The following is a 25,031-nucleotide window of genomic DNA, read 5'->3' as shown; positions in this document are numbered from 1 at the left end:
CATCCTTTCTGGTCCTCCACGCACAAAGCATATCGTCTGAGTAAGCGGACTTTTTGCAGTACGGGAAGGATGTGTCTCTGGTCGGCGGCGACCGGCGGCTGCGGCGTACATTTCGGACAAATCGCTGACCATACCGGCTAAGAGAGGGTAGCCTCAGAGCGCTACCGCCAATACAGCGCTGCAACTGAGTTCGTCTGTTGAAGCGACTTCGCACGCGGCCAGCAGGTTCAAATCCTATCCCCGCAACCAATTCTATCATAAATCAATAACCGTCCCGGTCTAACCGGGGCGGTTTTTGCGTTTGGAAGGCACACAATCGAGCAAATTAGGACGCCGAGGCGCTGCGTATCGCGTCTTCAAGGCTAAGTGATTGTTTTTCCTCGACGCCGTTACCGAACTGTTCCAACCGTGGCAGCACGCTGGAAACTTTTTGCAGGCAGCACGAACTGCTCCTCCGATACGAAGAAGGGACTAAAATGGCGGTTCCTTTCGGAACCACGCCGCCGGCCGCATAACTGTTGCCAGCCGGCGCAACCACTTATGCGAAGCTGATTAGGGGCTGGAAAACGACCCGTGAAACCGCTTTCGGCAGAAAATTTCGAGGGCATCCGGCTTGTCCCCGCTGAGGATCCATTCCGCAAGATATTTTGCTAAGCCCAAGGCGATTGCGAAGCCGTGGCCGGTCCAGGCAAATCCATAGATTGTGTTTTTCAAGGCTGCGGGCGTGTCGACTATCGGGATGCCGTCGACCGCACAAGTTTCGACGCGGGAGGCATCGACCTTCAGGAAGGACGACTCGTCGATGAAGGGCAGGGTCGCGATAGCGTCGGCCAAGCCGAGCCCTATCGAGCTCAGCGATCCTTTCCAACGCCCGTCAGGCGTGTGGGCAACGCTTTGACCGCCTGAAAGCATCACGGTCCCATCTGGGATCTGTTTCACGGATAGTTTGCGATGTGCATGACCCAGAAGATGATTGATCTTCTTGCCGTTCGGGTTGGTGACGAACATCATTTGCGGCATCTGTGTGGTGATAGGCATAATTTCGTGTGACTGGAGAACCGGTCTCAGCAATTGCAGAACGCCCTTGTTGGCCAGAAGGACTAGCTTTTCACCAACGGGCACGACTTCCTCGCTCGCCAACCTCACTCCGGTTGCTCTTCCATTGATGTGAAGGATTTCAGCGACGTGCGCGCGGGTTCGCAGGGTCGCTCCCGCCTTGTGCGCCTGCCTTGCGAAGGCCTGCGTGGCGAAGGTGTGGTCGCATACCCCGTCATCCGGGCAATAGACCGAGCCAATGAGATCGCCGGACAACTCGGGCTCGCGCTCCAGAGTTTCAGCTCGGTCCAGAAGCTGTGAAGGAACGCCGAGCGCGTTCTGCACCATGGCCATCGCTTCCATGCTGCCGCGCACTTCATGCTCGTGTGCGCCATGCGGGATGTTGAAGAGATGAAGCCCGCCGGTCCGGCGGTAGCCGACGCCGCCCTCGAATTGCCGCTGATACTGTGCCCAGAGCGGAAAGCCGACAGTCGCCATCGGCAGTTCCCGCAAATCGCGGCTGTTTGCACGCACGCCCCGTTCCCCGGAGCCGCCCGATGCGCCGGCCGCGATGTCGTCGGCTTCAAGCAGCGTAACCGTCTTGCCGGCACGCGCCAGTTCGTAGGCGAGGCTCGTGCCGTAGATGCCGCCTCCGACGATCACGATTTCAGCCGCGGTGGCCTGTGTGGTCATTGTATCGGGTCCTTCTAGGATATGTTGTCGTGACTATCGCATGCGTGTGGGAGGTGGTCGGCTCATTTCAAGCCACTGCCGCCGGACAGGAATTGCCGGAAGCCGTCTGACCCGCCGGCGGTGAACATGTCATGGGGTGAGCCCTCCGCCTCGACCATGCCTTTGTTCAGGAAGACGACCTTGCTGGAGACATCCCTGGCGAAAGCCATTTCATGGGTAACGACGAGCATCGTCCTGCCCTCCTCGGCGAGCGCACGCATGACACGCAGCACCTCGCCGACAAGCTCCGGGTCGAGCGCGGAGGTCGGCTCGTCGAAAAGCATGACCTTCGGATGCTGGGCCAGCGCACGGGCGATCGCCGCACGCTGCTGCTGGCCGCCGGACAGATGGGCGGGATAATGATTGCGCTTCTCGGCAATGCCGACCTTTTCCAGAAGCAATTCAGCTTCCTCTACACAATCGGCGCGGGGACGCTTCTGAGCATGGATCGGGGCCTCGATCAGGTTTTCCAGGATCGTCATATGAGACCAGAGATTAAAGCTTTGAAACACCATGCCGATGCTGGCGCGCATGCGCTGAAGCTGGCGCCCGTCGGCCGGCCGCGTCCTACCACGCTGCTGGGTCAGCCGGATAGTCTCGCGGCCGACTTCGATCTGCCCGCTATCGGGTGTTTCGAGCATGTTGATACAGCGCAGCATCGTTGACTTGCCGGACCCGGAGGAGCCGAGGATGGAGACGACATCGCCTTCCATCGCCTCGAGCGAGATGCCTTTCAGCACCTCGAATGAACCAAAACTCTTACGCAGTTCCGTCAGGCGCACGGCCGGCTTGAGCGGGTCGGTCATAAGGTTCCTCCTTGCCTGGGTGCGGCAACCACAGGAGCTGGCCTGAGATCGGCGCTCAGCGCGTATTCGGCCCACTGGACGAGCCGCGTGACGACAAAATTGATGAAGAGATAGATCGCCGCCGCCACGATCAGGATTTCGATGGCGCGGAAGGATTCGGAAATGAGCTGTGCCGCGAGGCCCGTCACCTCCATCAGGGTGATGATAGAGGCCAGCGCCGTCGATTTTATCATCAGGATGAATTCGTTGCCGTATCCCGGCAAGGCATGGCGCAAGGCAAGCGGGAAGACGATGCGACGGTGGAGCGTGAAGTCAGACATGCCGCAGGCCCGCGCGGCCTCGATCTGGCCTGATGGAACCGACAGCAGTGCCCCGCGAACGATTTCGCAGGCATAGGCAGCGGTGTTCAAGGTCAAGGCGATGAGCGCGCACCAGTAGGGTTCGCGCAGCAGAGGCCAGAGAAAACTTGTCCGCACGGCATGGAACTGGCCAAGGCCATGATAGATCAGGAAGATCTGCACCAGCAGCGGCGTGGAGCGGAAGATAAAGACGTAGAAGGATGCGGGCGCGGCCAGGAGCCGCAAGCCGGACAGCCGCGCCAAAGCGAGCATGACGGCCAGAACGGCACCCAGCCCCACTGAGGATACCGCAAGCTGCAATGTCAGCGGCACACCAGTCAGAAGCTTCAGCAGCGTCTGGTACAGGAACGGAAAATCCATCAGGCCTGCCTCATGCCAAGCGTCAGCCGCGTCTCAGTCCGCCGCAGAAGCCATGTCGAGAATGATGAGATGGCCAGATACAGGACGGCGGCAGCGAAGAAGAATGTGAATGGCTGGCCGGTCGATCCCGCACCGATCTGCGCTTGTCGCAGGATTTCCACGAGCCCGGTGACCGAGACCAAGGCGGATTCCTTGAGCACCAATTGCCAGACATTGCCGAGACCCGGCAGGGCATGCCGAAGGACCAGCGGCGCGATGATGCGGCGAAACAGCGTCAAGCGGGACATGCCGGCGGCGATCGCCGCTTCGATTTCTCCCCGCGAGACCGCGCGATAGGCACCGCGCATCACTTCGGCCTGATAGGCGCCCGACACCAGCCCGATCGCCAGCGCACCGGCCATGAAGCCCGGCAGGCTGATGAAACCCGAAACGCCGAACAGGCCAGCCAACGGTGTCAGAACCGCGCTCGAACCGAAGTAGAAGAGATAGATGACGAGGATATCGGGTATGCCGCGAAGTACCGTGGTATAGGCATCGGCAATCAAGCGTGGGAGAATGCCGCCGTTGATCTTCACCCACGCGCCCAAACTGCCAACTAGCAGGCCGAAGGCGTAGCCGGTCAATGCCACGGCAAGCGTCATCATGGCTGCTTGAAGCAGTGCCGGTCCCCAGCCGGCCGCACCAAATCCCAGAACGAAATCTGTCATTGCGGGCCGACATCCCTAAAACGAGCTGCATGGGAGGTATGAAGTGAGCGACCCAGGCGGTGGGTCGCGTCGCGTCAGATGGCATCAAGCGCGGAGAGACGCGAAGCTGCTCGCTCTTGTCCCGTTCAGTTCTTCACGGAGATATCGACGCCGAACCATTTTTCCGTCAGCGCCTTGTTGAAGCCGTCGGCGTTGACCTCATGGATGGCGGCGTTGAACTTGTCCTTCAACGCGGTGTCGCTCTTGCGAAAGGCCACGCTTGTCCCGCTGGCCAGCAGGAAAGTCGGTCCCAAGAGTTCCGCCTCGGCCATGTCAGGCTTTTTCAGCGCCTCGGCGAGAACCGTGATGTTGGCCATTGTGAGATCGATTCGACCGGCAAGAAGATCGAGATTTGCCTCATCCTGCGTCTTGTAGGATCTGACCGTGACCACGTCCTTCAGATACTCGTCGACAAATTTGCCGGCGGTGGTCGATCCCTGGATGCCGAGGACTTTTCCCTTGAGCGCCAGGTCGAGCTTTTCGACAATGTCCTTGGATCCGGAGGACTTGTCGCGCAGGTCGAACTTGTCATGCCAGGGCAGGGCCTGCGCCAACCCGCTGCCCTTCAGCGCCAGGAAAGCGTTGGGCGCGGTGGAGTAGGGGTCCGAAAACGCGGCCACTTCCGCTCGCTCGGGTGTCACGCCCATTGAGGCGATGATCGCATCGAATTTACCGGCATTCAGCGCCGGCAGCATCCCATCCCAGTTCTGCGCGACCATCTCGCATTGTGCCTGCATGCGCTTGCACAGTTCCTTGGCGAGGTCGATTTCGTAGCCGGCGAGTGTTCCGTCCGGCAGCGTATAGTTCCACGGCGCATAGGCGCCTTCCGTCGCTATGCGGATATGGAGCGCGTCCTGCGCCAGGACCTCACCACAGGGATAGAAGCCAGCCAGCGATAGTGCTGCCGCCAAGACGGTATTTCTGACCATGTGAAGCTCCCTCTCTTGTTATGAAACGCCCGCAGCCCCACCGCTTAAATCATAGAAAAAACCGATGTCCTCACTCAGGCAATGCGAGGACGTTGATCTTTCCCCTGTCGGCCGAAATCCTACCCAAGGCCATCTTGGCGAGCCATTGCGCTTGACTAGAAAGGAAATTGCCGAAGCATTCCAATATGAAATGTTGCGGGGACCATAGAGTTTTCCTATAGAATCTCTCTCAAACCGCTCGGGGGGTGGCTGATGAACTACAAGCAGCTTGAAGCATTCCGTGCTGTCATGGAGGCGGGGACTGTGACCGGCGCGAGCGAGGTTCTGCGTATCGCCCAGCCTTCGGTCAGCGCGCATATTTCGAACCTGGAACATGCGCTGAAGATCCCGCTCTTCATTCGTCGGGCGGGACGTCTCGTCCCGACGGCGGAAGCCATGCTTCTCAACGAAGAGGTCGGGCGGATCGTCAAGGGAATGACGAGGATCCGGCGCCTGGCTGGCGATATCAGGCAGCTGGAAGCCGGGCGGCTGATGATCGGTGTCTATCCGGCGCTTGCCAGCATCGTCTTGCCCCGATTCCTGAAGTCGTTTGCCGGGCATCATCCGAAGGCTCGAATGGGCATCTTTCCGGCAGCCTCGCTGCGGATCGCGGAATTGACGGCAAACAAGGAGATCGACCTCGGCCTCATTCAGATGCCAGTGGTCGATCCGGCCATTGCCTGCGATCTGATTTTCCAGACAGAATGCGTCTGCGTGGCGCCGCTTGACCATGCGTTTGCCAATGACAGCGTCATCTTCGCGCCGCGGCTTGAAGGACAAGAGTTCATTGCGCTTGGCCGCGAAGACCGCACACGACAGGATATCGAGCGTGTTCTGGATCACGCCGGCGTTGCCGTTGACCACCGTTTCGAAACGCCATTCGCCGACACGGCCTGCGCGCTGGTCGCACAGGGCCTGGGCGTGTCTATCGTCGATCCGTTCTCTGCGGCTCGATGGGAAGGCAAGTTGACGATACGTCCGTTCAGCCCCGGTCTCCTCTGCGACATCTACATGACCAGAAACAGAGCCCAGGTCTCCTCCATGCTTCAACAGGCCTTCGAGCGGGAATTCCGAACCTCGCTCGAGGAGAATGTGAGCGGCGGCTCGCGGTTGTTCTAGAATGCAGCTGAGACCGACACTGCTTTGTCAGATCAGCACCAGCCCCAAGCATCGCCATTGCGGCCGAGGATGATGCGGTAGTGAACTGCGATGCGCAAGCGGACGTTCTAATGGCGGTTGAGATAAGGTTGGTAGCGAGCTGCAGATTTCCCCAACCCTTCGCTGCGGCTCGTCATTGAGAATGCAGGCGACCAGCGACATGCCGAACCTATTCAATTGACCTTTGGATGAACTTGTTACCTGCGGCCTTACCAGCGCACCCGTCAACGATAGCGCGCCGTTAAAGATAAATGCTTGTTTTATCTGCCGCTACCATCGCACGGTCAGTGGCTGCGCGAGACCCTTTCGCTAAATTAGTGGATTTGAGGTGGTAGCGGGAGGCCGCTACCGCCTTTCCCCACATTCAGAGGACCTACGATACTTCCTCCGTTTTTGTTCGTAGTGGAAGCCGGCAGCGCTCTGGAAGACGCAATCACGTTGTTGGCCCATGCTGAGATAGTTGCTGGGGCACCGGGCGAGGGTTTCGGGACCGTTGGTAGACGAAAACGCGGTGACAATGCTCGGCGTGAAATTGGCCGATCGCTCCCTCGACGAACCGCTGGCCGCTGATGGTCTGCTCCCGCGGCTCATTCGCTCATATCGCGCAGGGCATCGTTCTTGATGATTTCAATGCTGCGCAGGCTGAGCAGGCGGATGACGCCCTTCTCCTTCAGGCGGGTGAAGACCCGTGACACGGTCTCGATGGTGAGACCGAGATAGTCGCCGATGTCTATCCGCGACATCGGCAGCTCGACCTGCCGCAAGCCGCCCTGGCGCTCGGCCATATCGAGCAGGAACGCGGCAACGCGCTCGATGGCATTCTGGCGGCCGAGAACGAGGAGATGTTCCTGCGCTCTGGTCAATCCCTTGAGCGCCAGGGGCAGAAGCTCGCGCGACATGTCCGTGCCGGAGGCGATCCGGAAGACGCGGACACCCGTCGCATTGATCGCCTCGGCGAAGAAATGGTGCGTGGCGTCTGCCTCGAAGCCGAAAGTCTCTCCGGCCAGATGGAAGGCGCTTATCTGCCTGCGGCCGTCGGCAAGCAGGCGGTAGATGCGGACGGCGCCAAACTCGACCTGGTAGAGAGCTCCGGCTTTTTCGCCCTGCGCATAGATTTCCGAACCGGCCGGGAAGAAGCTGACCGGCTGCAAAGGCGCGCCGCCGAAAGCGGGGACGAGGCGCGGCTGCGGGAGGTCTGATTGCAGTTGAATCTTTGAGGCGGTCGCTTGAGCGTACATGGCTGTCTTCCCGGTTGATCCGTGACGACAGCAATCGCGCGAATCCGGGAGTGGCGAAATTCGGTTATGTCCCTACGGGAAACTACCTAGTCGGCCCGGCACAGGTGATGCGCTTGCCGAGCCTGAGGCGCGCGACCATTGACGCGGCGACCATCCGGATAGGGTCTCCGCACCGGCCTGATCCTGACAAGATGCCTGCCGGCGGGATATCAGCTTTGAACGGCCTCCCGGCCGGACACTTGCCCGATCAAGATCCGAAAGAAGACGTGGGGAAGGTGGTCCGAGACCGGGAATGTGTCCGGCTTCAGGGCGCCGGGTTCCCACCAATCGGCATGCTTGCTCAGCATCGCCCACGCATGATCGCGCTGGACCTTATGTCCGACCGTGTCTGGGAGTTCTTCGTAGCGGCCTTCGACAATCGCACTCTTCCATCCTCGCCCCGGACCGTGTTCGTCGACTTGTACCGACACCAATGGGTTGGCGCGCATCCAGTCGATCTTCCTGCCCAGTATGGAAAACGCGTAGAGGTGATTGTCCGCATGGGCGTAGTAGAGCGGCACGATGTAGGGTTGCCCATCTCTCGCGCAGGCCAGGTGGCCGATACGATTGGCCGTCAAGAGCTTCGTGCATTCCAGTGTAGAAAGCGTGCGGACAAGCATCGTATGCCCTCCTAGTCCTTGCAGACGTTTTGCTCAGGTGTCTCTTTGCCGCGTTACAGCGTCGAATTTTCACCCACCCGACGTCGCGACCAGCAGCGGAATGCCCCAGTCGCTCTTGGCCACAGCCAGCCGGCCTGCCGAACCATAGGGAATGCCCAGCGCATCCCATGTCTCGACCAGCGCGTCCTGCAGGCCCGCAATCAGCGCATCCGTGTGGAACGGCGTCGGCGTGATGCGCAACCGCTCGGTGCCGCGCGGCACGGTCGGGTAGTTGATCGGCTGGATGTAGATGCCGTGCACGCCGAGCAGGCGGTCGCAGGCCATCTTGCAAAGCTCGGGGTCGCCGACCAGCACCGGCACGATGTGCGTGGGCGACTCCATCACCGGCAGGCCGGCGGCGGACAGCACCTGCTTGGTGCGCGTCGCCTGCTGTTGCTGTGCATCACGCTCGGCCTGCGAGCGCTTCAGATGGCGGATGGAGGTGGTGGCGGCAGCGGCAATGGCCGGCGGCAGCGCCGTGGTGAAGATGAAACCCGGCGCGTAGGAGCGCACGGCGTCGATGATGGCGCTGTTGCCGGCGATATAGCCGCCCAGCGTGCCAAACGCCTTGGCCAGCGTGCCTTCGATGATGTCGATGCGGTCGGCCAGGCCTTCGCGCTCGGTGATGCCGCCGCCGCGCGGTCCGTACATGCCGACGGCATGGACCTCGTCAATATAGGTCATGGCGTTATAGCGCTCGGCAAGTTCGACGATCTGCCGGATCGGTGCGATGTCGCCGTCCATCGAATAGACGCTCTCGAACACGATCAGCTTGGCGCGTTCGCGCCCTGCCGCCTGCAGCAGGCTTTCCAGATGCGCGACGTCATTATGGCGGAAGATCTTCTTTTCGGCGCCCGAGCGGCGCACGCCCTCAATCATCGAAGCGTGGTTCAGCTCGTCCGAAATGATCAGGCAATTGGGCAAAAGCCGCGCAATGGTCGAGATCGAGGCCTCGTTGGAGACGAAGCCGGAGGTGAAGACCAGCGCGGCTTCCTTGTCGTGCAGGTCGGCAAGCTCGAGTTCGAGCTCGACCAGTGGGTTGGAAGTGCCGGAAATGTTGCGGGTGCCGCCGGCGCCGGAGCCCATCTTGCCGGCCGCGTTCTGGAAAGCGGCGATGACATCCGGGTTCTGGCCCATGCCGAGATAGTCGTTGGAACACCAGACGGTGATTTCCTCGACGCGGCCGTTGGAACGCCAGATGGCGCGCGGAAACCTGCCGACAATGCGCTCGAGATCGGCGAAAACGCGGTAGCGCCGCTCGGCATGGAGCTGGTCGATCGCTTCCTCGAAGAACCGCTGATAGTTCATCTCAAGTATTCCTCTGGCCAAGAATTGGTCGGAACGGGCATCGAAGCCCTGGACTTCACCTTGCAATGGGGGAAACAGCCCCGCATTGAGCCACGTCAAATTTCGGGGCAGCCGGAGATTCTCACGGGACCGCAGCAGGACGGCCGCACATCCGTACAAAGCACAGGCTCGAATGGTTTCAAAAATGATTCAAATCAAAGCGCGGAACGATCGTTTGGTCGATCGTGGGAGGATGTGGAATCCGATCGCAAGCGCTCCATCTGGTCGCAGCCTGGAACTGGCCGTCATTGACGAGGAGGGCCTGCACGCGCTCATATTCCCGTGCGAAAAAGGACGCGAAGGCTGGAGGGATGCCGCTACCGGCGTGCGCGTGGATATCCGTCCAACCCACTGGCGCGATTGGAAATCAGAATCCGCGCAGGTCAGCTCACTTCAAGACTCGCCTTAATGCTTGGAGTCAGCGATCAAGGCCATGCGCACGAGATGCGACAGGCTGCCCGCCCCCATCTTGCTCATGACATTTGCGCGATGGATCTCGACTGTGCGCGGGCTGATCCCGAGATCATAGGCAATCGTCTTGTTCGGCAGGCCGGAGACAAGCCCGTCAAGCACCTGGCGCTCGCGCTCCGAAAGCGTCGACAGGCTACGCCGGATATCCGCGGCCTGTGGGTGCGTCGCGACCGCATGATCGCGGTTGTCGAGGGCCGAGCGGATTGCATCGATCAGGATTTGATCGTCAAACGGCTTTTCGATGAAATCGGCCGCCCCTTCCTTCATCGCCTGGACGGCCAGCGCGACATCGGCGTGACCTGTCATGACAATCACGGGAACCGCATGGCCCCGCGACCTGAGCTGCCGCAGGAACTCGATACCGTCGATTCCGGGCATGCGCACGTCGGTTACGATACAGCCGTCGATAGTCTTCGGCGCCGTTGCCAGGAAGGCTGACGCGGACTCGTGCAGCCGCACCGCAAAATCGGCTGTCGCAAGAAGAAAGCCGAGTGACTTGCGGACATCGACGTCATCGTCAACCACATGCACGACATCATTGCCGGCCATCAGCGACCTCTTCTTTTTCCACGAGGCGCAACGTGAACCGGAAAGCGGTTCCGCCACCGGGCATTGCCTCGGCCCAGATATGGCCACCGTGCGATTCGACGATAGTGCGGCAAATGGACAGGCCGACACCCATACCCTGTTTCTTGGTGGTGACGAAAGGCTGGAAAAGCTGTGCCGAAACCTCGGGCGCCAGTCCGGGGCCGGTGTCGATCACGCTCACTTCGGCCATGCCGTCGTCACGTGCGGTGGTTGCCACGCGCAACTCGCGGCGTTGCGTGCCCTGCATAGCCTCCACCGCGTTTCGCATCAGGTTCAGCAGCACTTGCTGGATCTGGATGCGATCGGTCAAGACGAGCTCGGCTGCCGGGTCAAGATGATAGCTGACCCGCACATCGGCTTCTCTCGCGCCGACAAGAGCCAAGGAAGACGCCTCCTCGATCAATGCCGGCAGGCGTTCAACCTGACGCTCGCTCTCGCCGCGAGCGACAAAGTCCCGAAGGTGACGAATGACGTCGCCAGCTCTCAAGGCCTGCTCGGCCGCCTTTTCGACGGCTTCCCGCAACATGACGGCATTGTCGTCCTGGCTCTTCTCGAGGAGCCGCCGGCTGCCTTTGAGATAGTTCGTGATCGCCGTCAGCGGCTGGTTGATCTCATGCGCCAACGTCGAAGCCATTTCGCCGAGAGCGGTAAACCGCGCCATGTGGAGCAACTCCTGCTGCTGCTCCTGGATCCTCGCTTCCGCCTTGTGGCGCTCAGTCAGATCACGGCAAAATCCGGTAAAGAAACGCCCGGTGCCGGGATGCATCTCGCCGACGGAAAGCTCCATCGGAAAGGTCGACCCGTCTTTGCGCATTCCGGTGACCGTGCGGCCCAGCCCGATAATCCGGCGCTCCCCGGTCGTCAGGTAGCGATGCAAGTAGGCGTCATGCTCCTCCTGATAGGGCGACGGCATCAGCATGCTGACATTTTGGCCAATGACTTCGCTGGACTGGTAGCCAAACAGCGTTTCGGCAGCCGTGCTGAAGGACTGGATCCGGGCCTGCTCATCGATGACGACCATGGCATCAGGCACCGTCGCCAGGATCGAGCGTAGATGATCTTCACGCAACTGCAATGCGGCATTAGCGAAGGACAAGTCGCTGACATCCGTGCCTTGGACGAAAATGGCGGTGATGGTCCCGTCCCCGGCCCTGATCGGCTGGAAAACGAAGTCCAAAATGCGCTCTTCAGCTGCGTCATGACCATTGCGAAAGACGACTTTGACGCCACGTCCCAAATGGGGCTTGCCAGTGTCGTATACCTGGTCCAACAGTTCGTAGAACCCTTGGCCCTCAAGCTCAGGCAAAGCCTCCCGCACCGACTTTCCGATGACCTGCCTTTGACCGATCAGGCGTTGGTAGGCAGCATTGGTCAGTTCGAACACATGGCCCGGCTCGCTCAGCAAGGTCATGAAGCCCGGAGCCTGTTCGAACATCAACGCAAGACGTTCATTTTCTGGCAAAGCTATTCCGCTCCTTCCGCACGATCGGCGAGCGAAGTCGCCTCCGTGTCGCCGCCGGGTGGACCGGCACATCCATGTTCACATGCAGTCCCTGATTTGGGAACCGGCAGTAGCGGGTGATTTAGCACTCATCGCCGTGTGCGCAAACGGGTCGACGGCAAAGTGGCAACGTGTGTTGCCGGCCAAGCAGCCGAGTGCGTGGAAGTTCGGTTGCGAGCTTGCAATGATGGCGGTTCCGCGGCCTGCTACGAAACAAGCAGGACGGAAAACGGCTCGGCGCAGAAGAGACCGTCCTCGACGGCCCTGACCCCGGCAACGTTTTCGGCGGCAACGATTGCCGCCTGCCTTTGACGCTCGTCAAAAATGGCACCGCTCAGTTCGACAATCCCGCTGTTCACCTTTACGCCTATCAGGTCGCCGCCACTCCACGTCTGGCCCTGAAGTTCGGCAACGACGCGCTTGCGGATCTGCTCGTCGTCTGCGGTCGCCGCGCCTGATTTCGGCAGCAAGCGAACCAGGGCACCCAGAAGGTCGGTGCGGGTAATGATGCCCACAGCTTTTCCGCCCTCGACGACCGGGACATTCTTGATGCGATTGCGGCTCATCAAATCGACGATCTCGGCAAGCGGGGCACCGGGCGATGCCGACACGACATCCGTCGTCATCACTTCGTCGACGCGCCTTCCATTTGCACGGACATATTCCTGCGCGACCTTGCCGGGGCCGAGGAGGAATTGCAGCCAGCGGGGCCGAACACGCTGTGTGCCGAGTTCCGCACGACGCAAGAAATCGCCCTCGCTGATGATGCCCGCCATGGTCCCGTCGTTGCGAGCGACCAGCAGGCAGCTGATCTTCCTGGAAAGCATCAATTCGGCGGCCTCGGCGATCGAGGAACCTGGATCAACCGTGATGACCGGCGTCGACATTATGGCTTCGGCCCGCATTCCCGCCTCCTTCGCTATCCGGACGGTCTCCTGTAGAGGGCAAGCTCATGATTGGCCTTGATCTGCGTCATTTCCCAATCGAAAGGCCGTCAATTCGATCTCTCGTCCCGGATGAGAATTCGCTCCGCGGCGCCGTCGAGATCCTCATACTGGCCGCTGCGCAAGGCCCACAGAAAGCCGAACAGGCCGAGCGCACCGAGAAACAGGGCCACCGGTATGAGATAGATGAGCGTCGTCATGATGTGTGCGCCAACTTCCTGATGCCCGCAGAGCGTCTGTCACCGGGAACAGCTCTGGCTGGAACACTTGGCATGGACCCTTGCAGGCGCAGCGCATTTCCGATGACAAGCAGCGATGACGCCGACATGGCGATCGCGGCGATCAACGGCGTGACGTGCCCCAGAATGGCGATTGGCACCGCAATGGTGTTGTAGACGATCGCGATGGCGATGTTTTGCCGGATCAGCCGCCCGGCCTGCCGCGAGATGTCCAGGGCAAGAGGCACGGCTGAAAGGCTCTCGCGCAAGAAGACGAAATCGGCGACGTTTCGGCCGACGTCGGCGGCGGTCGCCGGGGCAAACGAGACATGGGCCGCGCCGAGCGCCGGCGTGTCGTTGAGGCCATCGCCGACCATGAGGACCTTGTGCCCCGCCCTGGCCAGCGCTTCGATCTCGTCGACCTTGCCGGAAGGGAGGAGGCATGGAACGAAGCGGTCGACATCAAGTGTTGCCGCGACTTTACCGCAGGCAATCGCGGTGTCTCCCGACAGCATCTCCACCGAGACCTTTGCGTCTCTTAGCTGCGCGATTGCGGTACGGGCATCGGCGCGCAGCGCGTCCTCGAAAGCGAAGGTCGCGACGATGGTTCCGTTCTTCGAAAGGACGGTCCCGCCAAACCCCCCAAATTTGCCTTCGCCACCTGTCCTTGCCTTCCATCCCGCCCAGCCGCGCCTGCCGAGGCGCCACGTGCTGCCTTCGGCTGTGGCTTCGATCCCGAAGCCGGGGTGCTCGCTCACCGCGTCCACGGTCGGCTGACCGGCAAAACCCGCGAAGCCGGCGATGGCCTTCGAGAACGGGTGACGGGAGTGCGCCGCCATATCCGCTGCCATCGCCAGCATTGTCGGGTTGATCGACGATGCGTTGTCGAGCCGAGGCTGGCCGAGTGTGAGCGTGCCGGTCTTGTCGAACACCGCCGTGTCGATTGTCGCCAGGCGCTCCATCGCCGATCCGTCCTTGACCATCACGCCATTCTCGAACAGACGCCGCGCCGCAACGACTTGCACGATCGGCACGGCAAGGCCGAGGGCACACGGGCAAGTGATGATGAGAACGGCGATGGCTATCGTGATCGCCCGGTGCCAGTCGCCGGTAGCCAGCATCCAGCCGATGAAGGTCACTAACGCCGTCAGATGGACCACTGGGGCGTAGAGCGCGGAGACGCGATCGGCGATGCGGCGGTAGCGCGCGCGGCCACCCTCGGCGGCCTCCATCAGCCGAACCATCTCCGCCAGGAAGGAATCCTTGGCGGCAGCGGTCGCCTCGATCGTCAGCGGGCCGGTAAGATTGAGCGTTCCGGCCTGCACCGCCCCGCCCGGTGTGACCGTGCCTGGCGTGCTCTCGCCGGAAACCAACGAACAGTCGAGATCCGACGTTCCGTGAATGATGGTGCCGTCGACGGGTATCCTTTCTCCGGCCGCGATCAGCATGTGCATGCCCGGTTCAATCTCGCCGACGGGCAGGTAGTCGCGCGTGCCGTCGCCGCGCAGCACCATGGCCCCGCGCGCGGCCAGCCGCGACAGGCCGTTGACGGTGGTCCGGGCTCGCTCGCGCATCACGTGGTCCAGCGTGCGGCCGATCAGCAGGAAGAACAGCAGCGACACCGACGCGTCGAAATAAGCGTGGTCGCCATGGTTGATGGTCTCGTAGAGGCTCATGGCATAGGCGAGCGAGACACCGACGGCGATCGGCACGTCCATGTTCATGCGGCCGTGGCGAAGCGCGCTCCAGGCCGAGCGGAAGTAGATGCCGCCGGCGAAGGCCAGGGCAGGGATGGCTATCAGCGCCGAAACCCAATGGAACAGGTCGCGCGTGGCGCCTTCGGCGCCGGACCAGACCGATACGGAGAGCAGCATGATGTTGCCGGCGGCAAAGCCAGCGACCGCGACGGCGCGGATCAGTTCGGAGAGCGTCTTGTCCTTCTCTTCGACTTCGGGATCGAACAAATGCGCCTGGTGGCCCAGCCGGCCAAGCGTGACCACGAATGGCGGGACCTCCTCTCCATGCCAACGGATCGAAACCCGTTTCGTCGACAGGTTGACGCGGGCTGCATCGACATGATCGAGCTTGCCGATCGCCGTCTCGATCGACTGTATGCAGGCGCCGCAATGGACCATCGGCACCGACAGGTCGGTCTGGCGAAGCCCGTCGCCGAGCGAGCGGCTTGCCAATTTGATTTCCTGGCTCGAAGGCAGAATGGATGTCACGTTGTCCAGGTCCAATGCCATTTCGGCGCCGGGTGCACAGCAGCTCATTGGATCGCCCCTTTGGAAATCATGATGCGACGAACATCGCGATACGGTTCGGCGAGGCCGGCATCGGCGTCGATTTCAACGATCCAGACACCGTCCCTCGGCGTGTGTCGCGCGCTGAACTCCTGGTCCGGGCCTGACGCCAGGGTGATGGCCTTGTCCTCAGCCTCATAGGCAGGATGACGAAACAGCACCTTGACGCCATGCAGCGGAACAGACCTTCCAGCGGCGTCGCTCAAGGCGTAGCGCACATTGCCCGATGCGATCGTCAGCTTGCCGGTCCAGCCAAGTGCTGCTTGCGCCCGTCCTTCCTTGGCTTTCGCGTTGAATTGCTGGCTGGCCACATAGGTGTTTTCGACGACGAGACCCGTCCAACTCGTGCTGGCGAGCGTTGCCATGGTGACGTTGACGCCGATCACCACACCGAAGAAGCCGAGGATGGTGAGCAGCATATGCCTGCCGGTGAACTCGCGGGATTTCTGCGGATGGGCGTTCATCTGGCGGGCTCCGGTGCATTGAACGTGGCGGTGTAGTCGGCGGACTCGAGGCCTGACTTGTCCTCGATGCGGAACTTGAAACTCTGAGCAACTCCTTTGATCTGGTCCGCCGGCTGGCGCACGAAGACCTTGAGCACCTTCAACCGATCGGGTTCGGCCAGCGTGTCGAACGAGCGTGCGGGCGGAAGCTCGATGCCGACCGCATTCATCTCGGCGCCCGGCAAGCCTTGCAAGGTGACGACGATCGCCCTCGGCTCGGGGATCATGTTGAGCAGCTTGACGGTATAGCCGTTGCGGATAGAGCCGTCGGAGAGCGTGACGAATTGCGGGTTGCGATCATGCAGGACGTTCAGCTCAAGCCGCTCGCGTGTGAGCAGCGAAACGATGAGGGCGAGTCCGACCGCCGACCATGCGCCAAGGTAGATGAAGGTGCGCAGCCGGAAGATCTTGCGAAGATGGAAGTGTGTCAGCCCGCCGGAGAAGCCGCCATCGGCGTTGGGCACCAGCGTGGGGTCCACCGCGCATGAACCGTCCGCCGTGGCAACAGCCATGTTGGCGTTGTAGTCCGATAACGTCGCATAGGAGATCAGTCCGCGCTCCCTGCCAAGCTTGTCCATGACGCCGTCGCAGGCGTCGATGCAGAGCGCGCAGGTGATGCATTCGAGCTGCTGGCCGTCGCGAATGTCGATGCCCATCGGGCAGACGGCGACGCAGGCATTGCAGTCCACGCAATCGCCAATCGGCTGTCCGGCGGCAAGTGCCTTCTTGGTGTGGCGCGAGCGCGGCTCGCCGCGCCAGTCATTGTAGGTGACGGTGAGCGAATTCTCGTCCAGCATGGCCGCCTGAATGCGCGGCCACGGACACATGTAGGTGCAGACCTGCTCGCGCATCAGTCCGCCTAACGTGTAGGTGGTCGCCGTCAGCACGGCGATGGTTGCGTAAGCCACCGGCGCCGCGACGCCATTGGCGACGTCGCCGATCAATGTCGGCGCATCGGCGAAATAGAAAATCCAGGCGCCGCCCGTCGCGGCGGCGATGACCAGCCAGATGGCGTGCTTCGAGGCCCGCAATCCCAACTTGCGCATCGTCCACGGGCCGGCATCGAGCTTCATACGGGCGTTGCGATCGCCTTCGATCGCGCGCTCCACCACCAGGAACAGGTCGACCCAGACGGTCTGCGGGCAGGTATAGCCGCACCAGGCACGGCCAACCGTCGACGTGATCAGGAACAGGCCGATGCCGGCCATCATCAGAAGGCCGGCGACATAGTAGAATTCCTGCGGCCATATCTCGATGAAGAAGAAGTAGAAGCGGCGGTTCGCCAGATCGAGCAGCACGGCTTGATGAGGGGCGAACGGCCCGCGGTCCCACCGCAGCCAGGGCGTCAGGTAGTAGATGCCGAGCGTGACTGCCATCACCAGCCATTTGAACTGGCGAAAGCGGCCCGATGCCCGCTTCGGGAAGATCTTCTTGCGCGCGGCATAGAGCGGCTGCCGCGTCTTGGCGGAATTGACCGCCTCGGCCTCGAGCCGCTCCACCTGCGTCTGATCCAACACCTGCATCTCCATCGGCGGCAAATGACGGGGCCGCCTCTTTGAACAGTGTTGCCGCAAGTCGCGTTGAACCGTGTTGATGCAGGTCAAAAAATCGGAAGGCGGGAAAACAAGTCGAGGCCCGGCAATGCCGGGCCTCGTCGCTTGAGCGGCTGAGGGCCGAGAATAGTCCCCGCTTCCTATTCTCCGCCGCCAAGCGAATGGACGTAGACAGCGAGCTCCTTGACCTTGGTCTCGCCGAGCCGTCCGGTCCACGCCGGCATGACGCCGTGCTTCGGCGACTGGACCTGGGCGGCGATGGCGGTCTCGCCCGAACCATAGAGCCAGATCGCATCGGTAAGATCGGGTGCGCCGAGTTCGCGATTGCCTTTTGCCTTGTCGCCATGACAGGCCACGCAGCTTTCGGCGAAGACCTTGGCCCCTGGCTCGATCAGGCTTGCATCCTGAACCTGGCCGGAGAGACTGGCGACATAGGTGCTGACCTGCTTGATCTGATCAGCCGTGATGACGTCGCCAAAGGCAGGCATTTCCGACTGCCTCGTATCCGCATCCGACGTGAAACGAATGCCGTGCATGATCGTCTGCTGGATATACTCGGCCTTGCCACCCCACAGCCAGTCGTCGTCGTTGAGGTTTGGAAAGCCCTTGGAGCCCTGTGCGCCCGAGCCATGACACTGAACGCAATTCACCTTGAAAGCAGCACCACCGGCGGCGACGGCGAATTCGCGCAGCGCATCGTTGGCGGCAATCTCGGAGACCGTCTTCTGCTCTATCGCCGTGACATATTTGGCCTTGGCGGCTTCCGCGGCGGCCAGTTCGCTCTTGACTTCATTGCGACTGGAATAGCCGAGCACGCCCTTGGTCGCCGAGCTCAGCATGGGCCACGCCGGATAGGCGATTGTATAGCCGATTGCCCAGGCAATGGTGATGTAGAAGGTTATCACCCACCACCTCGGCAGCGGGTTGTTGAGTTCCTTTATCCCGTCCCACTCGTGACCGGTCGTCGAGATGCCCGAGATTTCGTCGATATGCTCGTTGCTCATGATCAGTCGTCCTCGAGTGGGATCCGGGCGGCCTGGTCGGCCTGCGCCCGGCCGCCAGGACGCAAGGCGAAAGCAATGCAGCCGACGAAAAACAGCGCCATGGCGAGCAGGCCCCAGCTGTCGGCGAATTCCCGCATCAGATTGTAGTCCATGGTCATTCCCCTCAGCGGTAGCCGGCGGCTTCGTCGTAGGTCTTGAAATCGACCAGCATGCCGAGCATCTGGAGATAGGCTACCAGCGCATCCATCTCGGTGACCTGCTGCGGATTGCCGTCGAAGTCGCCGACCTTGGCCTTCGGATAGCGAGCTTCCAGGCCGGATGTGTCGGCGTTGGGATCCGCCTGTGCCATCAGATCGGCATTGGCAGCGGCGATCATGTCGTCGGAGTAGGGGACGCCGACGCGCCTGTTGGCGACGAGATGCGTGGAGAAGTCCCTCACATCGATCGGCGTATCCTTCAGGAAGCCGTAGCTCGGCATGACTGATTCCGGCACCACCGAGCGCGGGTCGGTAAGATGCTGGACGTGCCAGCTGTTGGAGTAGCGGTCACCGACGCGCGCGAGGTCGGGGCCGGTTCGCTTCGATCCCCACTGGAAGGGATGGTCGTACATCGACTCGGCCGCTAGGCTGTAGTGGCCATAGCGTTCGACTTCGTCGCGGAAAGGCCGGATCATCTGGCTGTGGCAGAGGTAGCAGCCCTCGCGCACGTAGATGTTGCGTCCCGCGAGTTCGAGCGGCGAATAGGGCCGCATGCCTTCGACTTTCTCGATCGTATTGTCGAGATAGAAGAGCGGCGCGATCTCGACGATGCCGCCGACCGTCACGACCAGCAGGGATCCGACGAGAAGAAGCGTGGCATTCCTCTCGATCAGCGCGTGTTTGTCCATCAAGCCCATTTCTGGCTCCTTATTCGGCAGGCTGGAGGGCGGGCACGGAGCCCGGCAAAGCTTGTTCCTCGCGGTGGTAGCCAAGGATGGTCATGGTGATGTTCCAGGCCATGATCAGCGCGCCGGAGAGATACATCGCGCCGCCCGCGGCGCGCATGACATAGTAGGGGTGCATGGCGGCGACGGTTTCGGCGAAGGAGTAAACCAGGAAGCCCTGCTCGTCGTATTCGCGCCACATCAGGCCCTGCATGATGCCAGAAACCCACATCACCGCGGCGTAGACGACGATGCCAAGCGTCGCCAGCCAGAAGTGCCAGGTGACGAGCCTGAGCGAATAGAGCCGTTCGCGGTTCCACAGCTTCGGCACCATGTAGTAGATCGCGCCGAACGAGATCATGCCGACCCAGCCGAGCGCGCCCGAATGGACATGGCCGATCGTCCAGTCGGTGTAGTGCGACAGCGAGTTCACCGTCTTGATCGACATCATCGGACCTTCGAAGGTCGACATGCCATAGAAAGCGATTGCCATCACCATCATGCGGATGATCGGATCGGTGCGGATCTTGTCCCAGGCGCCCGAGAGCGTCATCAGGCCGTTGATCATCCCGCCCCATGACGGCATCCACAGCATGATGGAGAACACCATGCCGAGCGTCTGCGCCCAATCGGGTAGGGCCGTGTAGTGGAGGTGGTGCGGCCCCGCCCAAATGTAGAGGAAGATGATCGCCCAGAAGTGGATGATCGACAGCCGGTAGGAATAGACCGGCCGGTTCGCCTGCTTGGGGACGAAGTAATACATCATGCCGAGGAAGCCGGCCGTCAGGAAGAAGCCGACGGCGTTGTGGCCGTACCACCACTGCGTCAGGGCATCCTGGACGCCGGAAAAAGCGGAGTAGCTCTTCGAGCCGAGGAACGAGGCCGGCATCGACAGGTTGTTGACAACATGCAGCATCGCAATAGTCACGATGAACGACAGATAGAACCAGTTGGCGACGTAGATATGCGGTTCCTTGCGCTTCAGGATCGTGCCGAGGAAGAGGATGAGGTAGGCGACCCAGACGATGGTCAGCCACAGATCCACGTACCATTCCGGCTCCGCATATTCGCGGCTCTCGGTGATGCCGAGCAGATAACCGGTCGCGGCCATGACGATGAAGAGCTGATAGCCCCAGAACACGAACCAGGCGAGATCGCCGCCGAACAGGCGCGCACGGCAGGTGCGTTGCACGACATAGAGCGAGGTGCAAAGCAGCGCGTTGCCGCCGAAGGCAAAGACGACGCCGGACGTATGAAGGGGCCGTAGCCGGCCAAAATTGAACCAGGGCTGGATATTGAGATCCGGATAGGCGAGCTGGAGCGCGATGACCACGCCGACGAGCATGCCGACAACGCCCCAGAACATCGTCGCAATAGCCCCGTAGCGGATGGGACCGTCCATGTAGGCTGTGGGGTCGACCGGAGCGGCTGGTGCGAAACTTATGTTGCGCAACAGTACCCCCGTGAATCCGGCAAGCACGAAAAACAGCACCCACATATGCTGCCGAAAGGGCTCATCCACTCCGAAGCCGGCGGCCACCAGGGCTGCAAACGCGAACAAGCTCAGGACGAAAATCTCTGTGCCGAATTTCATGATGTATCCCCGAGTGCCGAAATGCGGAACGTGAACTGTTTCGACAGCTATTCCGCGGCCGACGGTCCGGTGCCTTGATCCATGTCAAAGTCCACGCTTTGCCAGTCGGACAATCTTTGCGCATTGATCCCGTGCGAGGAGGTTCCAATGGCCAGCGGCAAGTCGTCAGTTGTCATCAGGTGCGATGCACCGGACGGCTGTCCGGTTGTCGAAGCCTGCCTTCACGGCGGCCGGCTGCCGTGCCTGGACGTCGCTCGATGGCATGGCCAGAAGATGCGGATCTGTGATGAGATGGAGGCGATCGCCGACGGACTGCCCTCACGGGTGGACCGATTGAAATGCCTGCTCGTCGCCAACGAACTGGTGCCGCTGCTGCGCATGTGCCACGGATATGAGGAGGAATATGTCTTCCCGGCCTTTGCCGGCAAGGGCGCCGATGACGCGGCGCGGACCGCCTCGGTTCGCCGCTTGAAAGCCGAACACGTCGAGGATGAGTGCGCGGCGCAGGACCTGACAGACACGCTGCTTGCGATCGGGCACGGTGGCGCCATCGCCAACGCCGAAGCGCTCGGCTTCATGCTTCGCGGTTTCTTCGACAGCATGCGCCGGCACGTGGCGTTCGAAAGGGAGCATGTGCTGCCGACGATCCCCGCAGGCAGGGTTGGCTAGAGCGGTTCAGCGTGTCACGGAAGCGCCCTAACTCTTTGTTTTTGCGCAATTTCGGACGGAGAGCCGCTACGCACTTTTCCGGGAATTTCTCTAGGCACCGGTCCGTCGTTCCAAGCGGCTCATATCGTCGACAAAGACACGACGGTTGTTCTCGATGCGAATCACTGCGTCCGCGCGTAGCCTGGTCAGCTGACGGCTGACCGTCTCGATCGTCAGGCCAAGAAAGTCCGCGATATCCGCCCGCGTCAGCGGCAGGTCGAAGATCGCAGATCCAGTGTCCTGGGCATTTGTCGGATCGACGTTCGTTGCAATCATCAGCAGGAAGCTCGCCACTTTTTCGGAAGCGGTCTTGCGTCCGAGCGTCACCATCCAGTCGCGCGCCTGGTCAAGCTCCTTGAGCGTCTGTTTGAGCAGGCGGCGCTCCAGCTCGGGCGATGCCCTCAACATGCGCTCGATCGTCGCCCTCGGGAACGAACACAGGGAAACATCTGTCGCCGCCTCGGCATTGATCGCACTTTCGAATTCGAACGGCCGGCCCAGGAAGTCGGGCGCGAACCGAAGGCCGACGATTTGCTGGCGCCCGTCCGAAAGGCTCTTGGTCAACTTGACCACGCCGCTGAGAACGTTCGAATAGCTGTCGATCATCTCGGCGTCGCCGATCAGCTCCGCTCCTGGCTGAACGTTGCGCTTGACGGAGGTTTTCGACAAGCTGACCAACTGATCGGAGTCGAGCGCTCCGCAGACCCCGCGATGTCGCGCCTCGCAAGATTGGCAAAGCAGCGGAATATCGGAACTGTGAATGTCCTGTCGCACGGCCATCGCATCACCTGGGATCGGATGCCAGCAGACAGCATCGCTACTTCGGCCATGGTCGCGTCAGTTCGTCCTCGGCACCTTGATCAAAATCAAAGCTCCGGCAGTCGATCGGGGTCAAACTGCCGGCCATGCAAAAGCCAGTAAACAGCGACGTGAACCCGGAAATGACCGCGAGATTGGGCGAGAGCGTGCCTCGCTACACAAGCTATCCGACCGCGCCCCACTTCCATCCTGGTGTCGACGCCCAGATCGTCCGCGGCTGGCTGCAATCCATAGACGTCGACGATGAAATATCGCTCTATTTGCACGTCCCCTATTGCGACAAGCTGTGCTGGTTCTGTGCCTGCCATACCAAGCAGACACGGCATTATGTGCCGGTGGCGACGTTCTTGCGCTCGCTGCACAGGGAGATCGAGACCGTCGGCGAACTGGTGAGCGGCAAGGGCAAGGTGCGCGCCGTCCACTTCGGCGGCGGATCGCCAACCATATTGAAACCCGAGGACATTTTGGCGCTTGGAAAAGCGTTGCGAGATCATTTCGATTTTCTCGATGACGCCAGCCTCAGCGTCGAAATCGATCCCAACGACATGGACGAAGGCCGTCTCGATGCATTCGCGGCGATCGGCATGACGAGAGCGAGCCTCGGCGTGCAGGATTTCGATCCCAAGGTCCAGAAAGCGATCAATCGCGAACAGAGCTTCCTGCTGACCAAGAGCGTAGTGGACGCGGTTCGTGCGCGCGGCGTCAGTTCGGTCAACCTCGATCTGCTCTATGGACTGCCGCACCAGACGCTCGAAAGCGTAGCTGCCACGGTTGCGCAGGCGCTCACGCTGAAGCCAGACAGGATTGCGCTGTTCGGCTACGCGCATGTCCCATGGTTCAAGAAACATCAGACTATGATCGATGAAGCCTGGCTTCCCGACTCCACCGCGCGTCTGGCGCAATCGCAGCTTGCCGCGCGGCTGATCGTGGACGCAGGCTACGAGGCGCTGGGATTGGATCATTTTGCCAAACCGGACGATGCGCTCGCAGCCTCGGCGCGCGCCGGCAAGATCCGCCGCAATTTCCAGGGCTATACCGAAGATCAGTGTGAAACGCTCATCGGCCTTGGCCCCTCGGCGATCGGCCGGTTCCGTCAGGGCTACGCGCAGAACATCGTCGCGATGGGTGAATACGAGAAGGTGGTGAGTTCCGGACAATTGGCGATAGCACGCGGCATCGAGCTCAGCGTTGATGATCTTGCGCGAGGCTGGATCATCGAGCGGCTGATGTGCCATTTTGCCTTTTCGGCGGTCGACCTTGTCGAGCGCTTCGGCGAAACCGGCCAAGGGCTGCTGCATCAGGCAAGCCGCCTTGCCATCAGCGGCGCGGGACGGCTGCTTCAACTCGACGGCGAGAGCTTTGTCGTGCCTGAGGATAGCCGCCCGCTTGTCAGGATCGTGGCGGCAAAATTCGACAAGTATTTCCAAAGCGGGGCAGGCAGACACTCCCTGGCCGTCTGAACGCGAAAGCCGGTCCGTTCTCTAGAAGTGTTCGCCGACCCTGAATGGGCCGATGCGCGTTCCGGCCGCGATCAGATAGGCGGTCGACCAGCCGATCAGAAGAAGCCCATTCACGCCTTCGAGCGCCGCCAGCACACGCCACTCGTGCGCTGGCACGACGTCGCCATAGCCAACCGTCGAAAAGGTTATGGTCGAAAAGTACAGTGCGGTCTCAAAATCCGGCAACACTCCGACCAACTGAAAGATGGCGGCCCAAAGCCAGACTTCCGTCGTCATAACGGTAAACAGACCCATCACGACGCTGATCATCGCGACGACGCGGCTTCGACGGCCATGCATGCGAAACTTTGCAACCAGATGTCGCATCGCATGCGTGACGGCGATGAGGCCAAAAGTGTGGATCACGACAGTCAGGCTTATGACCAGCGTGCCGATGGCGAGATTGAGAAGCATGCGAGAGACTAGGCCCTGCGAGCCCCGTTTTCCTTGCGCAAAGTCAAAACCGGCGGCTTCGAAAGCGCCGGCTCGGCTGAAATCAGGGTTCCCTGCCAGCTGCCGTTGCGGGAGCGAGGCGAAAGAACATCGCCAGCTTCAGGCTCGTCGCTATGCGCTGGGCCCGATCGACAAATACCGCGGCCGCTTCGGGAGCAAAGAGTTCGCCGGCTGTTTCACCGAACACGGTCAGCCAGATATCGAAGTCGGCCTCGCTCACATCCTTGAGCCTGAGGTGCGCCGGCACCGGGCGTCCGTGGTAGTCGCCGCTCTTGAGAATGACGGAACACCAGAAGTCGGTCATCTTCTCGATATGCGGTCCCCAGTCGCCGGTGATCTCGCGCGCGAAGATCGGCCCCAGCCGTTCGTTCTTGCGGATCTTGGCGTAGAATTCACGGACGAATTTCCCGATCGACGTGCGATCGACGCCGGGATTGTCCAGAGGCTGCTCGGCAAGAGGGCGCGCCCGCTCAGTCAATGTTGATTTCATGGTCATTGTGGTGT

General features: G+C 61.2%; 25 protein-coding genes. 3 read left to right on the top strand and 22 right to left on the bottom strand.

What is annotated here, in order from left to right:
- Nucleotides 1-552: 552 nt before the first annotated feature.
- The 5 genes from LB554_RS18255 to LB554_RS18235 form a co-directional block, all read right to left on the bottom strand.
- Nucleotides 553-1,728, bottom strand: coding sequence for an NAD(P)/FAD-dependent oxidoreductase (locus LB554_RS18255; RefSeq protein ID WP_224586061.1), 1,176 nt, complete (start codon nt 1,726-1,728; stop codon nt 553-555).
- Between the two features lie 62 nt (nt 1,729-1,790).
- Nucleotides 1,791-2,573, bottom strand: coding sequence for an ABC transporter ATP-binding protein (locus LB554_RS18250; RefSeq protein ID WP_224586059.1), 783 nt, complete (start codon nt 2,571-2,573; stop codon nt 1,791-1,793).
- Entirely contained in the window at nt 2,570-3,292 is a 723-nt protein-coding gene (locus tag LB554_RS18245; RefSeq protein WP_224586054.1) for an ABC transporter permease, read from the bottom strand. Before LB554_RS18245 ends, LB554_RS18250 begins: the two co-directional genes overlap by 4 nt.
- Nucleotides 3,292-3,999 carry an ABC transporter permease gene (locus LB554_RS18240; RefSeq protein ID WP_224586053.1) on the bottom strand — a complete coding sequence of 236 codons (708 nt, stop codon included), beginning with the start codon at nt 3,997-3,999 and terminating at the stop codon, nt 3,292-3,294. Before LB554_RS18240 ends, LB554_RS18245 begins: the two co-directional genes overlap by 1 nt.
- Nucleotides 4,000-4,124: 125 nt before the next feature.
- Complete coding sequence (locus LB554_RS18235) at nt 4,125-4,967, bottom strand: transporter substrate-binding domain-containing protein (protein WP_224586052.1); 843 nt, start codon at nt 4,965-4,967, stop codon at nt 4,125-4,127.
- Nucleotides 4,968-5,219: 252 nt separating this feature from the next.
- Between LB554_RS18235 and LB554_RS18230 the strand changes: the two genes are divergently transcribed.
- Nucleotides 5,220-6,125, top strand: a complete 906-nt coding sequence (locus LB554_RS18230) for a LysR substrate-binding domain-containing protein (protein WP_224586051.1) — start codon at nt 5,220-5,222, stop codon at nt 6,123-6,125.
- Between the two features lie 626 nt (nt 6,126-6,751).
- On the opposite strand, the gene LB554_RS18225 is transcribed toward LB554_RS18230, so the two are convergent.
- From LB554_RS18225 to ccoN, 14 genes are all read right to left on the bottom strand, one after another.
- Entirely contained in the window at nt 6,752-7,402 is a 651-nt protein-coding gene (locus tag LB554_RS18225) for a helix-turn-helix domain-containing protein (RefSeq protein ID WP_224586049.1), read from the bottom strand.
- A 209-nt stretch (nt 7,403-7,611) separates the two neighbouring features.
- Nucleotides 7,612-8,061, bottom strand: a complete 450-nt coding sequence (locus LB554_RS18220; RefSeq protein WP_224586047.1) for a pyridoxamine 5'-phosphate oxidase family protein — start codon at nt 8,059-8,061, stop codon at nt 7,612-7,614.
- Nucleotides 8,062-8,130: 69 nt separating this feature from the next.
- On the bottom strand, nt 8,131-9,408 hold the full coding sequence (gene hemA, locus LB554_RS18215; RefSeq protein WP_224586045.1) for a 5-aminolevulinate synthase: 1,278 nt from the start codon (nt 9,406-9,408) through the stop codon (nt 8,131-8,133).
- Between the two features lie 444 nt (nt 9,409-9,852).
- On the bottom strand, nt 9,853-10,467 hold the full coding sequence (gene fixJ / locus LB554_RS18205) for a response regulator FixJ (RefSeq protein ID WP_224586043.1): 615 nt from the start codon (nt 10,465-10,467) through the stop codon (nt 9,853-9,855).
- The gene (locus LB554_RS18200) at nt 10,454-11,968 is read right to left on the bottom strand and encodes a PAS domain-containing sensor histidine kinase (protein WP_224586042.1); all 1,515 of its coding nucleotides are present in this window, start codon (nt 11,966-11,968) and stop codon (nt 10,454-10,456) included. Before LB554_RS18200 ends, fixJ begins: the two co-directional genes overlap by 14 nt.
- 245 nt (nt 11,969-12,213) lie before the next feature.
- On the bottom strand, nt 12,214-12,894 hold the full coding sequence (locus LB554_RS18195) for a CBS domain-containing protein (protein WP_318013211.1): 681 nt from the start codon (nt 12,892-12,894) through the stop codon (nt 12,214-12,216).
- Nucleotides 12,895-13,001: 107 nt separating this feature from the next.
- On the bottom strand, nt 13,002-13,151 hold the full coding sequence (gene ccoS / locus LB554_RS18190) for a cbb3-type cytochrome oxidase assembly protein CcoS (RefSeq protein ID WP_224586038.1): 150 nt from the start codon (nt 13,149-13,151) through the stop codon (nt 13,002-13,004).
- Nucleotides 13,148-15,442, bottom strand: coding sequence for a cation-translocating P-type ATPase (locus LB554_RS18185; RefSeq protein ID WP_224586036.1), 2,295 nt, complete (start codon nt 15,440-15,442; stop codon nt 13,148-13,150). The genes ccoS and LB554_RS18185 overlap by 4 nt, the downstream gene beginning before the upstream one ends.
- Nucleotides 15,439-15,936: a FixH family protein gene (locus LB554_RS18180; protein WP_224586033.1), complete on the bottom strand. Its 498-nt coding sequence runs from the start codon at nt 15,934-15,936 to the stop codon at nt 15,439-15,441. The genes LB554_RS18185 and LB554_RS18180 overlap by 4 nt, the downstream gene beginning before the upstream one ends.
- On the bottom strand, nt 15,933-17,498 hold the full coding sequence (gene ccoG / locus LB554_RS18175; RefSeq protein ID WP_263485862.1) for a cytochrome c oxidase accessory protein CcoG: 1,566 nt from the start codon (nt 17,496-17,498) through the stop codon (nt 15,933-15,935). The genes LB554_RS18180 and ccoG overlap by 4 nt, the downstream gene beginning before the upstream one ends.
- 170 nt (nt 17,499-17,668) lie before the next feature.
- The gene (gene ccoP, locus LB554_RS18170) at nt 17,669-18,532 is read right to left on the bottom strand and encodes a cytochrome-c oxidase, cbb3-type subunit III (protein ID WP_224586029.1); all 864 of its coding nucleotides are present in this window, start codon (nt 18,530-18,532) and stop codon (nt 17,669-17,671) included.
- Between the two features lie 2 nt (nt 18,533-18,534).
- Nucleotides 18,535-18,684 carry a cbb3-type cytochrome c oxidase subunit 3 gene (locus LB554_RS18165; protein ID WP_140533974.1) on the bottom strand — a complete coding sequence of 50 codons (150 nt, stop codon included), beginning with the start codon at nt 18,682-18,684 and terminating at the stop codon, nt 18,535-18,537.
- Nucleotides 18,685-18,695: 11 nt separating this feature from the next.
- Nucleotides 18,696-19,427 (bottom strand): cytochrome-c oxidase, cbb3-type subunit II, encoded by a 732-nt coding sequence (gene ccoO / locus LB554_RS18160; RefSeq protein ID WP_224586027.1) that lies wholly within the window; start codon nt 19,425-19,427, stop codon nt 18,696-18,698.
- A 10-nt stretch (nt 19,428-19,437) separates the two neighbouring features.
- Complete coding sequence (ccoN, locus tag LB554_RS18155) at nt 19,438-21,048, bottom strand: cytochrome-c oxidase, cbb3-type subunit I (protein ID WP_224586025.1); 1,611 nt, start codon at nt 21,046-21,048, stop codon at nt 19,438-19,440.
- Nucleotides 21,049-21,195: 147 nt separating this feature from the next.
- Here ccoN and LB554_RS18150 point away from each other — a divergent pair, with 147 nt between their 5' ends.
- Entirely contained in the window at nt 21,196-21,717 is a 522-nt protein-coding gene (locus tag LB554_RS18150; protein WP_224586023.1) for a hemerythrin domain-containing protein, read from the top strand.
- Between the two features lie 90 nt (nt 21,718-21,807).
- Here the strand turns inward: LB554_RS18150 and LB554_RS18145 are convergent, their stop codons facing one another.
- A complete protein-coding gene (locus LB554_RS18145) occupies nt 21,808-22,536 on the bottom strand; it encodes a Crp/Fnr family transcriptional regulator (RefSeq protein ID WP_224586021.1) in 729 nt (242 codons plus the stop codon).
- 149 nt (nt 22,537-22,685) lie between these two features.
- Here LB554_RS18145 and hemN point away from each other — a divergent pair, with 149 nt between their 5' ends.
- The gene (gene hemN, locus LB554_RS18140) at nt 22,686-24,035 is read left to right on the top strand and encodes an oxygen-independent coproporphyrinogen III oxidase (RefSeq protein ID WP_224586129.1); all 1,350 of its coding nucleotides are present in this window, start codon (nt 22,686-22,688) and stop codon (nt 24,033-24,035) included.
- Nucleotides 24,036-24,056: 21 nt separating this feature from the next.
- Here the strand turns inward: hemN and LB554_RS18135 are convergent, their stop codons facing one another.
- Nucleotides 24,057-24,488: a potassium channel family protein gene (locus LB554_RS18135; RefSeq protein WP_224586019.1), complete on the bottom strand. Its 432-nt coding sequence runs from the start codon at nt 24,486-24,488 to the stop codon at nt 24,057-24,059.
- Nucleotides 24,489-24,570: 82 nt separating this feature from the next.
- Nucleotides 24,571-25,023 carry a group III truncated hemoglobin gene (locus tag LB554_RS18130; protein WP_224586018.1) on the bottom strand — a complete coding sequence of 151 codons (453 nt, stop codon included), beginning with the start codon at nt 25,021-25,023 and terminating at the stop codon, nt 24,571-24,573.
- Between the last annotated feature and the right edge of the window lie 8 nt (nt 25,024-25,031).

The sequence above is a fragment of the Mesorhizobium sp. CO1-1-11 genome, assembly GCF_020164995.1.
GTDB classification, from domain to species: domain Bacteria; phylum Pseudomonadota; class Alphaproteobacteria; order Rhizobiales; family Rhizobiaceae; genus Mesorhizobium; species Mesorhizobium australicum.
Note: the sequence above shows the minus strand (reverse complement) of the source record. Positions and strands in the feature narration are given on the sequence as shown.

Bases quoted from the DNA above. Each gene is read 5' to 3' on its own strand.
- LB554_RS18255 (WP_224586061.1), bottom strand. From the start codon at position 1,728: ATGACCACACAGGCCACCGCGGCTGAAATCGTGATCGTCGGAGGCGGC.
- LB554_RS18250 (WP_224586059.1), bottom strand. From the start codon at position 2,573: ATGACCGACCCGCTCAAGCCGGCCGTGCGCCTGACGGAACTGCGTAAG.
- LB554_RS18245 (WP_224586054.1), bottom strand. From the start codon at position 3,292: ATGGATTTTCCGTTCCTGTACCAGACGCTGCTGAAGCTTCTGACTGGT.
- LB554_RS18240 (WP_224586053.1), bottom strand. From the start codon at position 3,999: ATGACAGATTTCGTTCTGGGATTTGGTGCGGCCGGCTGGGGACCGGCA.
- LB554_RS18235 (WP_224586052.1), bottom strand. From the start codon at position 4,967: ATGGTCAGAAATACCGTCTTGGCGGCAGCACTATCGCTGGCTGGCTTC.
- LB554_RS18230 (WP_224586051.1), top strand. From the start codon at position 5,220: ATGAACTACAAGCAGCTTGAAGCATTCCGTGCTGTCATGGAGGCGGGG.
- LB554_RS18225 (WP_224586049.1), bottom strand. From the start codon at position 7,402: ATGTACGCTCAAGCGACCGCCTCAAAGATTCAACTGCAATCAGACCTC.
- LB554_RS18220 (WP_224586047.1), bottom strand. From the start codon at position 8,061: ATGCTTGTCCGCACGCTTTCTACACTGGAATGCACGAAGCTCTTGACG.
- hemA (WP_224586045.1), bottom strand. From the start codon at position 9,408: ATGAACTATCAGCGGTTCTTCGAGGAAGCGATCGACCAGCTCCATGCC.
- fixJ (WP_224586043.1), bottom strand. From the start codon at position 10,467: ATGGCCGGCAATGATGTCGTGCATGTGGTTGACGATGACGTCGATGTC.
- LB554_RS18195 (WP_318013211.1), bottom strand. From the start codon at position 12,894: ATGTCGACGCCGGTCATCACGGTTGATCCAGGTTCCTCGATCGCCGAG.
- ccoS (WP_224586038.1), bottom strand. From the start codon at position 13,151: ATGACGACGCTCATCTATCTCATACCGGTGGCCCTGTTTCTCGGTGCG.
- LB554_RS18185 (WP_224586036.1), bottom strand. From the start codon at position 15,442: ATGAGCTGCTGTGCACCCGGCGCCGAAATGGCATTGGACCTGGACAAC.
- LB554_RS18180 (WP_224586033.1), bottom strand. From the start codon at position 15,936: ATGAACGCCCATCCGCAGAAATCCCGCGAGTTCACCGGCAGGCATATG.
- ccoG (WP_263485862.1), bottom strand. From the start codon at position 17,498: ATGCAGGTGTTGGATCAGACGCAGGTGGAGCGGCTCGAGGCCGAGGCG.
- ccoP (WP_224586029.1), bottom strand. From the start codon at position 18,532: ATGAGCAACGAGCATATCGACGAAATCTCGGGCATCTCGACGACCGGT.
- LB554_RS18165 (WP_140533974.1), bottom strand. From the start codon at position 18,684: ATGGACTACAATCTGATGCGGGAATTCGCCGACAGCTGGGGCCTGCTC.
- ccoO (WP_224586027.1), bottom strand. From the start codon at position 19,427: ATGGGCTTGATGGACAAACACGCGCTGATCGAGAGGAATGCCACGCTT.
- ccoN (WP_224586025.1), bottom strand. From the start codon at position 21,048: ATGAAATTCGGCACAGAGATTTTCGTCCTGAGCTTGTTCGCGTTTGCA.
- LB554_RS18150 (WP_224586023.1), top strand. From the start codon at position 21,196: ATGGCCAGCGGCAAGTCGTCAGTTGTCATCAGGTGCGATGCACCGGAC.
- LB554_RS18145 (WP_224586021.1), bottom strand. From the start codon at position 22,536: ATGGCCGTGCGACAGGACATTCACAGTTCCGATATTCCGCTGCTTTGC.
- LB554_RS18135 (WP_224586019.1), bottom strand. From the start codon at position 24,488: ATGCTTCTCAATCTCGCCATCGGCACGCTGGTCATAAGCCTGACTGTC.
- LB554_RS18130 (WP_224586018.1), bottom strand. From the start codon at position 25,023: ATGACCATGAAATCAACATTGACTGAGCGGGCGCGCCCTCTTGCCGAG.